Source organism: Paraburkholderia sp. J41, from assembly GCF_905220235.1.
GTDB lineage: Bacteria > Pseudomonadota > Gammaproteobacteria > Burkholderiales > Burkholderiaceae > Paraburkholderia.
Genome location: NZ_CAJMZE010000064.1, coordinates 1 through 11,446 on the forward strand (window position 1 = coordinate 1; position 11,446 = coordinate 11,446).

General features: G+C 65.5%; 9 protein-coding genes. 7 read left to right on the forward strand and 2 right to left on the reverse strand.

The window, feature by feature from the left end:
* Positions 1 to 198 precede the first annotated feature (198 nt).
* Both cutA and dsbD read left to right on the forward strand, forming a co-directional pair.
* Positions 199 to 510 (forward strand): divalent-cation tolerance protein CutA, encoded by a 312-nt coding sequence (cutA, locus tag U5805_RS31175; RefSeq protein ID WP_322107351.1) that lies wholly within the window; start codon positions 199 to 201, stop codon positions 508 to 510.
* Positions 511 to 625: 115 nt separating this feature from the next.
* Positions 626 to 2,530 (forward strand): protein-disulfide reductase DsbD, encoded by a 1,905-nt coding sequence (gene dsbD, locus U5805_RS31180; protein ID WP_415914696.1) that lies wholly within the window; start codon positions 626 to 628, stop codon positions 2,528 to 2,530.
* 145 nt (positions 2,531 to 2,675) lie between these two features.
* Here dsbD and hemB read toward each other — a convergent pair whose 3' ends face one another.
* Together hemB and yihA are read right to left on the reverse strand one after the other, a co-directional pair.
* Positions 2,676 to 3,674 (reverse strand): porphobilinogen synthase, encoded by a 999-nt coding sequence (hemB, locus tag U5805_RS31185; protein WP_322107344.1) that lies wholly within the window; start codon positions 3,672 to 3,674, stop codon positions 2,676 to 2,678.
* A gap of 424 nt (positions 3,675 to 4,098) precedes the next feature.
* Positions 4,099 to 4,758, reverse strand: coding sequence for a ribosome biogenesis GTP-binding protein YihA/YsxC (gene yihA / locus U5805_RS31190; RefSeq protein WP_322107345.1), 660 nt, complete (start codon positions 4,756 to 4,758; stop codon positions 4,099 to 4,101).
* Between the two features lie 236 nt (positions 4,759 to 4,994).
* Here yihA and U5805_RS31195 point away from each other — a divergent pair, with 236 nt between their 5' ends.
* The 5 genes from U5805_RS31195 (at position 4,995) to msrQ (ending at position 11,391) form a co-directional block, all read left to right on the forward strand.
* Entirely contained in the window at positions 4,995 to 5,669 is a 675-nt protein-coding gene (locus U5805_RS31195) for a c-type cytochrome (protein WP_322107346.1), read from the forward strand.
* A gap of 212 nt (positions 5,670 to 5,881) precedes the next feature.
* Positions 5,882 to 8,179 carry a cytochrome c biogenesis protein ResB gene (locus tag U5805_RS31200; RefSeq protein ID WP_322107347.1) on the forward strand — a complete coding sequence of 766 codons (2,298 nt, stop codon included), beginning with the start codon at positions 5,882 to 5,884 and terminating at the stop codon, positions 8,177 to 8,179.
* Positions 8,180 to 8,260: 81 nt separating this feature from the next.
* Positions 8,261 to 9,487: a c-type cytochrome biogenesis protein CcsB gene (ccsB, locus tag U5805_RS31205; protein WP_322107348.1), complete on the forward strand. Its 1,227-nt coding sequence runs from the start codon at positions 8,261 to 8,263 to the stop codon at positions 9,485 to 9,487.
* 150 nt (positions 9,488 to 9,637) lie between these two features.
* Entirely contained in the window at positions 9,638 to 10,639 is a 1,002-nt protein-coding gene (gene msrP / locus U5805_RS31210; protein ID WP_322107349.1) for a protein-methionine-sulfoxide reductase catalytic subunit MsrP, read from the forward strand.
* 23 nt (positions 10,640 to 10,662) lie between these two features.
* The gene (msrQ, locus tag U5805_RS31215) at positions 10,663 to 11,391 is read left to right on the forward strand and encodes a protein-methionine-sulfoxide reductase heme-binding subunit MsrQ (protein WP_322107350.1); all 729 of its coding nucleotides are present in this window, start codon (positions 10,663 to 10,665) and stop codon (positions 11,389 to 11,391) included.
* The last annotated feature ends 55 nt before the right edge of the window (positions 11,392 to 11,446 follow it).

Sequence of the window (11,446 nt, forward strand, 5' to 3'; positions counted from 1 at the left end):
AGCCAGGCCTAGCCTGGCTTTTTTGTTTTTGCGCCGATTTTGCGTGGATGAAAGCGCGCTCTCGCGTGTTGGCCTTGCGTGGCGCGCGAGCGTGGGCGACCGGCGCCGGTGGTAGGATAGCGTCCTGCCTCGCAGCCCGCGCGAGCCTTGCGCGCGGGCGCTCAGCCGGAGTTCGTCGTGACCCTCAATGTGACCCTGATGCTGACCACGGTGCCCGACGAGGACGCCGCCGAAAAGCTCGCTTCAGGTGCGCTTGCGCAGCGCCTTGCCGCGTGCGTGACTCGCCTTGGCGCGGTGCATTCGCAGTATCACTGGCAGGGCAAGATCGAGTCCGGCGACGAGGTGCAGTTGCTTTTCAAGACGAGTCTCGCGCGTGCGGCCGAGCTCGAACAGTTCATCCAGACCGAGCATCCCTACGAAACGCCCGAGGTTCTCTCGTGGCAAGTCACGGCGTCGAACGCCTATGGACAGTGGGTCAATGCCGAGACTCAACGTCCCCTTCATGTCTAATCGCTTCGATCGGCGTTGGCCTGCCGCGCCGCACGCTTCACTTGCCTGCGCGCTTCCCGGCGCGGCTTTCCGCCCGCTCATCGGCTTCATCGTCCTCGTTTGCTGTGCGCTGTCGATGCTGTTCGGCCCGGCCGCCGCGCGCGCCGACGACACCGATTTCCTGCCGCCCGACCAGGCGTTCTCGTTCAGCGCGAGCGAGGAGCCGGGCGTGGTGGACGTGCATTTCAAGATCGCCGACGGCTACTACATGTACCGCGAGCGCTTCGCCTTCGAGGCCAGGAATGGCGCGGCCACGCTCGGCGACGCGCAGATTCCGCCGGGGCACGTGAAGTTCGATCCGACCTTCAACAAGAACGTCGAGACCTATCGCAACGAACTGACGATCCGCGTGCCGGTTGCGAAGGCGAGCGGCCCCTTCGATCTTGCGGTGACGTCGCAGGGTTGCGCCGATGCGGGCATTTGCTATCCGCCGGCGCAGCACGTTTATCACGTGAGCGGCGCGGCGTTGCAGGCCGCATCGGCGGGGCAAAGCGTGGTGCCCAGGGAGGCCCGGTTGGCGGCGGCGCAGCCCGAGGCGGCGCAATCGGCGCCCGCGCAAAATGCAGCGCCGGGCGCCGCGCAAGCCGCGCCGGCGGATCGACAGCCGTGGTACGAACGCGCCACCAGCGCCGACTACGCGCAGTCGCTGCTGCAAGGCGGCGGCTTCTTCGCCGTCGTCGGTTTGTACTTCGTCGCGGGCATGGTGCTGAGCCTGTTGCCGTGCTCGTATCCGATGATCCCGATCCTCTCCGCGATCATCGTCGGCGAAGGCGCGCGCGTCACGCGCCTGCGCGGCTTTTCGCTCTCGTTCGTCTACGTGCTCGGCATGGCGCTCGTCTACACCGTGCTCGGCATCGCGGCCGCGCTGGTCGGCCAGAGCCTGGGCGCGTGGCTCCAGAATCCGTGGGTGCTCGGCGCGTTCGCGGCGCTGCTCACCGTGTTCGCGCTCACGCTCATCGCTGGCTACGACATCGCGTTGCCGCAGCGCTGGCAGGACGGCGCGTCGCGCGCGTCGCAAGGGCGCTCGGGCGGCAAGTTCGCGGCCGTTGCGTTGATGGGCGCTCTCTCGGCGCTCGTGGTCGGCGCGTGCATGACCGCGCCGCTGTTCGCGGTGCTGGCGTTCATCGCGCACACGGGCAACGCCGTTCTCGGCGGGGCGGCGCTGTTCGCGATGGGCATCGGCCTTGGTGTGCCGCTGATGATTTTGGGCCTCGGCGCGGGCACGTTGCTGCCGCGCGCGGGCGTATGGATGGACGGCGTGAAGGTGTTCTTCGGCGTCGCGCTGCTCGCCGCCGCGTTGTGGATCGTCTGGCCCGTGCTGGGCGCAACGGCGCAAATGCTGCTCGCGGCGCTCTGGCTGCTGCTCGCGGCTGCCGCGCTCGGCCTGTTTTCGCCCGCGACCGGGGCGAACGCCGCCGCGCCGGGCATCTGGCGCCGGCTCGGACGCGGCGTCGGCGCGGCGCTCGCAATCTGGGCGGCCACACTCATCGTCGGGCTTGCGGCGGGTTCGAGCGATCCGCTGCGCCCGCTCGGCGTGCTGGCTTCGCGGATGAGCGGGCCGAATGCGGCCGATACGTCGACGAACGCCGCCGCGCCAACGAACGCGGCGGGCGCGCTGAGCTTCGCGCCGGTGCGCTCGTCCGCGCAACTCGACGCGGCGCTCGCCACGGCCAATACGGCGGGCAAGCCGTCGATGCTCGACTTCTACGCCGACTGGTGCGTGAGCTGCAAGGAAATGGAGAAGTTCACGTTCAGCGATCCGCGCGTGCAGGCGCGCCTCGCGCAACTAGGCTTGCTGCGCGCCGACGTCACCGCGAACGATACCGACGATCAGGCGCTGCTCAAGCGCTTCGGCCTGTTCGGGCCGCCCGGCATCATCTTCTTCGATACGAACGGGCACGAAGTGCTACGCGTGGTGGGCTACGAAAACGCCGACCGCTTCCTCGCGCGGCTCGATGCCGTGAAGCCCGCCGTGTCATGAATTGAACGGAACGCGAGACGTAAAAAAGGCACGCTGATTGGCGTGCCTTTTTCATGCATCGCGCGATTCACCGCGTCGTGCGCCGCGCACAAAGGCGCACACAGGGACGCGCAACAAGACGCGCACCGAGACGCGCCGCCGTCCCTTACTTCTGCGCGCGCAGGATACGCGCGGCGTCCAGCGCGAAGTAGGTCAGAATGCCGTCGGCACCCGCGCGCTTGAACGCGAGCAACGATTCCATCATCACCTTGTCGTGATCGAGCCAGCCGTTTTGCGCGGCCGCCTTGATCATCGCGTATTCGCCGCTCACCTGGTACACGTAGGTCGGAAAGCGGAACTCGTCCTTCACGCGGCGCAGGATGTCGAGGTACGGCATGCCCGGCTTGACCATCACCATGTCGGCGCCTTCCTCGATGTCGAGGCGCGTTTCGCGCAACGCTTCGTCGCTGTTGGCCGGGTCCATCTGGTACGTCATCTTGTTGCTCTTGCCCAGATTCGTCGCCGAGCCCACGGCGTCGCGGAACGGACCGTAGAACGCCGAAGCGTACTTGGCCGAGTACGCCATGATGCGCGTGTGAATATGATTTTCGCTTTCGAGCATCTCGCGCAGCGCGCCGATGCGGCCGTCCATCATGTCCGAAGGCGCGACGATATCGACGCCCGCTTCAGCCTGCGTGCGCGCCTGCGCCACGAGAATCTCGATCGTTTCGTCGTTGATGACGTAACCGTTCTCGTCGAGCACGCCGTCCTGGCCGTGGCTCGTGTACGGGTCGAGCGCCACGTCGCAGAGCACGCCCAGCTCGGGGAAGCGCTTTTTCAGCTCGCGCACGGCGCGCGGAATCACGCCGTCGGGGTTGGTCGCCTCGATGCCGTCGGGCGTCTTGAGCGCCGGGTCGACAACCGGAAAAAGCGACAGCACGGGAATGCCCAGCTCGACGCACTGCTCGGCCACGCCCATCAACAGGTCGATGGAAACGCGCTCGACGCCGGGCATCGACGGCACGGCTTCGCGGGCGTTGTGACCGTCCGTGACGAACACGGGATAGATCAGGTCGTTGGTGGTGAGAATGTTTTCGCGCATCAGGCGGCGCGAGAAGTCGTCGCGGCGCATGCGGCGCGGACGATGATGCGGATAGAAGCTCATGTCGGCGATAAGGGAGACGGAGGGCGTCCCGTGGCACAGGAAACTTTTCGGGACAATGGTATATCATACCGATCGAGCGAGGCGCCTGGCGCCGAACTCCCCGCTTCTCCTCCCTGAGCGGGTGCCTGTCGTTTTTCGATAAGGCTGTTTAACCCGCCGGCAAATCGCGGCGGGTTTTTTTCTGGGCGCAGGCGATAGCCGTGCCGATGCGGCGCGCATGAAGCGCCGGTTCTCGCGGCAAAGAGCGTGCGGAATTTCGCGGCGTGGTCTGCGAGCGCGCGCCTAGGCGAACAGCTCCGAAGCGCCGCGCGCGCTCAAAAAAAGCCGGGACGAAACGCAACGAACGCGACGAAACGCGACGAAACGGGCGCAATGCCCAACAGCGCGGCGTTTTCGGCGATGTCCGGAACTCGCGCCGGTTAGCTCATTCGGCGGGCGCGGCCGCTTCGCCGGCGGTGGCTTTCGGCGCGATCCAGCCTTCGATCACCGCATGCGCTTCGTCCAGCCCGACGCGTTTGAGCGCGGAAAACAACTGCGCGCTCAACTTGCCCTCATAGCCCTGCTTGCGGTACTCGTCGAACGCCTTGTTCGCCGTGCGCAGCGAAAGCACGCTTTCTTGTCGCGTCAATTTGTCGCATTTCGTGAGCAGCGCGTGGATCGGCTTGCCAGTCGATCCGAACCACTCGACCATGCGCCGGTCCAGTTCCGTGAAGGGACGGCGCGCGTCCATCATCAGGATCAGGCCGGCGAGTTGCGCGCGCGATTGCAGATACAGCGAGAGCAGTTGCTCCCAGTGCGCCTTCGCGGCTTCCGGCACTTCGGCGTAACCGTAGCCCGGCAAATCGACGAGATAACCGGCCGGTTCGTCTTCGGGACCGACGGCAAAATAGTTGATGTGCTGCGTGCGGCCCGGCGTTTTCGAGGCGAACGCGAGACGCTTCTGGTTGCACAGCAGGTTGATGGCCGTGGATTTGCCCGCGTTCGAGCGCCCGGCGAACGCGACTTCGGGCCGCGCCGTGGCGGGCAGATCGCGCAAATGATTGACCGTCGTGAAGAAGCGGGACTGATGCAGCAGGAAGGCCATCGGATAAGACCACAATATGAAACACGGAGGCGGCTTGCCCGCCGGACCCGGAAGCGGCCGGGGTGAATTCCTGGATATCGGGGAGAGGCCCGACTGGCGCCGGGGCGCCGTGCGCGCTATTGTACAATGCGACGGTTTACTGAAGACCGGTTAGGCCAGCGCGGGCCTTTCGAGCAGAGCCGTCGTTGTCGTCCATTGCAGAACCTGATTCCCACAAGACGAAACAAGGTGCGCGAATGAATCGACTGGGCAAGTCCTTGAAGGTACTCGAATTTGCGATAGCGGCAGGTCTGACAGCAAGTGTATTGACGATGGCGGCGGGCGCGAAAGCGGCGGATCAGGGAACGCCGGCCAAGCCCGACGTAGCGCGCGGGCAGGCGATCGCCGCGCAGGTGTGCGCCGCATGCCACGCGGCCGACGGCAACAGCACGGGCGGCGCGTATCCGAAGCTCGCCGGCCAGCACGCCGCCTATCTGGTCAAGCAACTCAAGGATTTCAAGCCTCAGCCCGGCGGCAAGCCCGCCGCGCGCGCCAATCCGGTCATGGCGGGTTTCGCGGCCGCACTGTCCGATCAGGATATGATCAACGTGTCCGCGTGGTTCGCTTCGCAGGCGCCCAAGCCCGGCTACGCGCACGACGCGAAAACCGTGGCGCTGGGCCAGACGATCTGGCGCGCGGGCGTCGCCGACAAGGGCGTGCCGGCTTGCGCGTCGTGCCACGGGCCCACGGGCCAGGGCATTCCGATCCAGTATCCGCGCCTGTCGGGCCAATGGTCGGAATACATCGTCGCGCAGCTCAATGCGTTTCAGCAGGGCACGCGCAACAACAACGACCCGATGCGCATGATCGCGCACCGGCTCTCGGACGACGAAATCAAGGCCGTCGCCGATTACGCCGCCGGGCTGCACTGAGCGCGGCGCGAACCGGCGCAATGTCCACCAGGCGGGCGTGGCGGCTCGTGGAACACAACAAGAAAAAGGGTGAGGGCGTCGCGTTTTTGGCGACGGACCCGCACCCTTTTTTGCTATCGTGCGCGGAAAATGCCGTCGTGACACAGCGTGTCACACGTCAAGCTGCGACAATCACGCGCGCGCAGCGCAATGCGGCGAAAAGTGGAGTGTGAATGAGCGTCACCACGCAGGGTTTGCAGTTGAAGGTTCGCCAGAGGGCGGTGAAAAGCGCGGTCGAGCTGATCAGCTCGATGCGTTTCGCGATTGCATTGCTCGTCGTGCTTGCGATCGCGAGCATCATCGGCACGGTGCTCACGCAGGACGACCCGTATCCCAACTACGTCAACCAGTTCGGGCCGTTCTGGGCCGACATCTTCCGCTCGCTGAGCCTCTACACGGTCTACAGCGCGTGGTGGTTCATGACCATCCTCGGCTTTCTGGTCGTTTCGATCTCGCTGTGCGTGATCCGCAACGCGCCCAAAATGGTCGCCGACGCGAAAAGCTGGAAGGACAAGGTGCGCGAAGGCAGCCTGCGCGCGTTCCATCACAAGGGCGAATTCGCGCTCGAAGGCGCCACGCGCGCGGAAACCGCGGCCACGCTCGGCAAGCTGTCGGCGCGCCTCGGCTACCGCTTCGTGGTGCGCGAAAGCGAAGGCGCCACCTTGATCGCGGCCAAACGCGGCGCGCTCACGAAGATCGGCTACATCTTCGCGCACCTCGCGATCGTGGTGATCTGCGTCGGCGGCCTGCTCGACAGCAATCTGCCGATCAAATTCCAGATGTGGCTGTTCGACAAGACGCCCATTCGCAGCAACGCCGTCATCAACGACATCGCGCCCGAGCACCGGCTTTCGCAGTCGAATCCCACCTTCCGCGGCTACGCGTGGGTGCCCGAGGGCCAGTTCGTTTCCACGGCCATTCTCAATCAGCCCGACGGCTCGCTGATCCAGGATTTGCCGTTCTCGATCCAGCTCAACAAGTTCATTGTCGATTACTACTCCACGGGCATGCCCAAGCTGTTCGCGAGCGACATCGTCGTGATCGATCACAAGACGGGCAAGCGCGTTCCGGCGCGCATCGAGGTGAACGAGCCGTTCGAGTACGACGGCGTGTCGATCTATCAATCGAGCTTCCAGGACGGCGGCTCGCAGATGTCGATGACCGCGTGGCCGATGAGCGGCGCGAGCGCGAAGAGTTTCGCGTTCGGCGGCACGATCGGCAATTCGGCGTCGCTCGCGGTGCCCGCGGGCCAAAGCGTGCCGGGCGTGGACGGTCAGACCATCGAGTTCGCCGATTTCCGCGCCATCAACGTCGAGAATATTTCCAACGGCAGCGGCGCGAACGACGTGCGCGGCGTCGCGCATCAAACGCTCAAGGAAGCGTTCGACGAGCGGCTGGGTTCGGGCGCGAAAAGCTCGAAGCCGCTCGATCTGCATAACGTCGGGCCTTCCGTGCAATACAAGGTGCGCGACAAGGACGGCCAGGCTCGCGAGTACAACAACTACATGCTGCCCGTGGACGTGGGCGGCGGCGACCGCATGTTCCTCGCGGGCATGCGCGAGAATCCCGACGACCCGTTCCGCTACCTGCGCATTCCCGCCGACGCCGGCGGCACCCCGAAGGAGTGGATGCTGCTGCGCGCCGCGTTCGCGGACCCGGCGCTGCGCGCGCAGGCCGCGAAGCGCTTCGCGGCACGCTCCGTCCCCGATTCGAGCCGCGACCTCCAGCAGCATCTCGAAGACAGCGCCGAGCGCGTGCTGACCCTTTTCTCGGGCACCGATCCGTCGCAGTCCAGCCCGGTTGCGAAGGGCGCGGCCAGTTCGCTCGGCGGCTTCCAGGCGGTGGCGGCGTTCATCGACAAATCGGTGCCCAAGGACCAGCAGGAAAAGGCCGCGGGCCTGCTGCTGCGCATGCTCGAAGGCGCAACGTGGGATTTGTGGCAACTCGCGCGCGAGCAGAACGGTGAGCCCGACCTCAAACCGGACGCCGACGCCGCGCGCTTCGTGCAAGACTCGATCAACGCGATTTCGGACAGTTTCCTGTATGGAGCGCCCGTCTATCTACAGCTCGATTCATTCAAGCAGGTGCAAGCTTCGGTATTTCAGTTGACGCGCGCGCCGGGCAAGAAAGTCGTGTATCTTGGCAGCCTGTTGCTCGTGCTCGGCATCTTCTCGATGTTCTATGTGCGTGAGCGGCGGCTGTGGTTCTGGCTGAAGGAGCGGGGCCACGGCGTCGATGTCGTCATGGCGATGTCGACCGCGCGCCGCACGCTCGACTTCGAGCGGGAATTCGCCCGCACCCGCGAAGCAGTCGGCCGCGCGCTGGGCGCGCCGCACGCGGCCTCCGAGGCTCGCGAGGCCCCCGGGCGGCAAGCGGCGGCACACGAAGGGCACGCAGAATACGCAGAGCACGCAGAGCACGCAGAGAACGAAGGGCATGGCGATGGCGGCGGCTCCCACCGTGAGCCATAACACCTCATGCGATCCGCGCGCGTTTCGACTGTTTCCTGATCGCGCGTTCGACGAACTTTCACGATCGATAACGGTAAGCCCATGGACTTGACTCAGGTTTCCTCATCCGCCAAGGCGCGCCGCACCGACCGCGCCGCCGCGACGCGCGCGGACGACCTCTCCGCGCTGCACTCCGACGCCCTGTTCGACGAACGCCCGTTCCTGCGCCGCCTCACGGCGCTCGACTGGCTGTTCGCGCTGGCGCTCGTGGCGGGCGCCGGTTTCGCGCTCTCGCGCTATCACGCGCACATGAATTACTACGACAAGCTGGTGCTGTGCGGCACGGTGCCGGCGCTCGTCGTGCTCGGCTGGCGGTGGAAGCCTGCGCGCCTGCTCATGGCCGGCATCGCCGTGCTTTCGATCGGCGCGATCCAGATTTATCAAGGCGATCTCGCCCGCGCCGACCAGACATTCTTCCTCAAATACTTCCTTTCCAGCCAGTCGGCCATTCTGTGGATGAGCGCGCTGTTCGTGCTCGCCACGCTGTTCTACTGGATCGGCCTGCTCTCGCGCTCGGAAACGGGCGGCGCGATCGGCACGAAGCTCACGTGGGCGGCCGTGCTGATGGGGTTTGTCGGGCTGATGGTGCGCTGGTACGAGTCGTATCTGATCGGCGCCGACGTGGGACACATTCCCATCTCGAACCTCTACGAAGTGTTCGTGCTGTTCAGCCTCATTACGGCGCTGTTCTATCTGTACTACGAAAAGCATTACGGCACGCGCGCGCTCGGCGCCTTCGTGCTGCTCGTGATCAGCGCGGCCGTCGGCTTCCTGATGTGGTACTCGATTTCGCGCGACGCGCAGCAGATCCAGCCGCTCGTGCCCGCACTGCAAAGCTGGTGGATGAAGATCCACGTGCCCGCCAACTTCATCGGCTACGGCAGCTTCGCGCTTTCGGCGATGGTGGGCGTGGCGTACATCATGAAGGAGCGCGGCGTGCTGGCGGACCGCCTGCCCGCGCTGGAAGTGCTCGACGACGTGATGTACAAGTCGATCGCCGTGGGCTTCGCGTTCTTCACCATCGCCACGATCCTCGGCGCGCTGTGGGCCGCGCAGGCGTGGGGCGGCTACTGGAGCTGGGACCCGAAGGAAACCTGGGCGCTGATCGTCTGGCTCAATTACGCGGCATGGCTGCACATGCGCCTCATGAAAGGTTTGCGCGGCGGCGTGGCCGCGTGGTGGGCGCTGACGGGCCTGCTCGTCACGACTTTCGCGTTCCTCGGCGTGAACATGTTCCTTTCGGGTCTGCACAGCTACGGCAAACTTTGAGGCGCCGCGTGTAACCGCGGCGCCCCGCGCAACGAACTAACCGTCGGATGCCTCGCGCACCGGCGGTTTTTTTTCGCGCGCCGGGAAGCTTCGGGCATGCGCGGTGTTTGCACAAACAGGAACCTTTACCCGAAACGCAGGAGTCGCATCATGTGGGTCAGACGAAGCAGCCGGATCTTGCTCGCCGGCGACGACATTGCCGCAAGCGAAATCACGCCGCAAAAGGTGTTCGAACAGCGCCGGCGCGTGCTGAAGGCGGCGGGCGCGCTCGCGCTCGGCGGCGTGGCGGGCCCGTTTGCCGCGAGCCGGGCGCTGGCCGAATACGCGCCCGGCGACCCGAAGGCGCAAAGGCTGGCCGCGAAGACCGACGCGAAGTTCGTCGCGCTCGACAAGGTCACGCCCTACAAGGACATCACGACCTACAACAACTTCTACGAATTCGGCACCGACAAGAGCGACCCCGCGCAGCACGCGCAGACGCTGCGGCCGCGCCCATGGAAGATCAGCGTGGAAGGCGAGGTGAAGAACGCGAAGGTCTACGACATCGACGAAATCCTCAAGCTCGCGCCGCTCGAGGAGCGCGTGTATCGCCACCGCTGCGTGGAAGGATGGTCGATGGTGATTCCGTGGGTCGGCGTTTCGCTCTCCGAACTGATTCGCCGCGCGCAGCCCACGGGCAACGCGCGCTACGTGCAATTCGTGACGCTCGCCGATCCTTCGCAGATGCCGGGCCTCGCCGAGCCGATTCTCGACTGGCCGTACAGCGAAGGCCTGCGCATGGACGAGGCGATGAATCCGCTCACGCTGCTCACCGTCGGCCTGTACGGCCAGGTGTTGCCGAATCAGAACGGCGCGCCGGTGCGCGTGGTCGTGCCCTGGAAATACGGCTTCAAGAGCGCGAAGTCGCTGGTGAAGATCCGCTTCCTGTCGAGCCAGCCGCCCACGAGCTGGAACAAGTACGCGCCCAACGAATACGGCTTTTATTCGAACGTGAACCCGAATGTCGATCACCCGCGCTGGAGCCAGGCGACCGAGCGGCGCATCGGCGAGGACGGCTTTTTCACGCCCAAGCGCAAGACGCTGATGTTCAACGGCTACGGCGATCTCGTGGCGTCGATGTATCAGGGCATGGATCTGCGCAAGAACTTCTAGGCGCGAGCGCGAAGGAGCGAACGATGGAAACGACAACGCCGGCGCGCGGCGCGGAGCGGGCCGCGGAAGATGCGAAAGGCGGAAAAAGCGCGAAAGGCGCGAAAGGCACGAAAAGCGCAAGAGCGCCCGGCGCCGCCAATGCGGCATCGGCGCGCTGGCTGCCGTGGGCGAAAGTGGCGGTGTTCGTGGCCGCGTGGTATCCGCTCGCGCGCATCGTGCTGTTCGGTTTCACCGACCGGCTGGGCGCGAACCCGATCGAATTCATCACGCGCTCGACGGGCCTGTGGACGCTCGTGTTTCTTTGCATCACGCTCGCGCTCACGCCGCTGCGCCGCGTGACGGGTTGGAACTGGCTGATCCGCTTTCGCCGCATGCTCGGGCTTTACGCGTTCTTCTACGCGGCGCTGCACTTCACGACCTACATCTGGTTCGACAAATGGTTCGACGTCGCGGCGATGCTCAAGGACGTGGGCAAGCGGCCCTTCATCACCGTGGGTTTCGCGGCTTTCGTGCTGCTGATTCCGCTCGCCGCAACCTCGACGCGCGCGATGGTGCGCCGTCTCGGGCGCCGCTGGCAGGCGCTGCACCGGCTGATTTACGCGGTGGGCGTGCTCGCCATCCTGCACTTCTGGTGGATGAAGTCGGGCAAGCACGATCTGGCGCTGCCCAAGCTCTACGGCGCGATCATGCTCGTGCTGCTGGGCTGGCGGATCGTCGCATGGTGGATGGCGCGGCGGCGGGCGGCCGCGTAGCCGTCCTGGCTTTGCGGATCAAGCCGACGAAAAAAAGCGACGCATCGAGCGTCGC

Excerpts from the sequence above, each read along its gene's own strand:
- msrQ (WP_322107350.1), top strand. The coding sequence starts at position 10,663 with ATGGAAACGACAACGCCGGCGCGCGGCGCGGAGCGGGCCGCGGAAGAT.
- dsbD (WP_415914696.1), top strand. The coding sequence starts at position 626 with ATGCTGTTCGGCCCGGCCGCCGCGCGCGCCGACGACACCGATTTCCTG.
- U5805_RS31200 (WP_322107347.1), top strand. The coding sequence starts at position 5,882 with ATGAGCGTCACCACGCAGGGTTTGCAGTTGAAGGTTCGCCAGAGGGCG.
- U5805_RS31195 (WP_322107346.1), top strand. The coding sequence starts at position 4,995 with ATGAATCGACTGGGCAAGTCCTTGAAGGTACTCGAATTTGCGATAGCG.
- yihA (WP_322107345.1), bottom strand. The coding sequence starts at position 4,758 with ATGGCCTTCCTGCTGCATCAGTCCCGCTTCTTCACGACGGTCAATCAT.
- hemB (WP_322107344.1), bottom strand. The coding sequence starts at position 3,674 with ATGAGCTTCTATCCGCATCATCGTCCGCGCCGCATGCGCCGCGACGAC.
- msrP (WP_322107349.1), top strand. The coding sequence starts at position 9,638 with ATGTGGGTCAGACGAAGCAGCCGGATCTTGCTCGCCGGCGACGACATT.
- ccsB (WP_322107348.1), top strand. The coding sequence starts at position 8,261 with ATGGACTTGACTCAGGTTTCCTCATCCGCCAAGGCGCGCCGCACCGAC.
- cutA (WP_322107351.1), top strand. The coding sequence starts at position 199 with ATGCTGACCACGGTGCCCGACGAGGACGCCGCCGAAAAGCTCGCTTCA.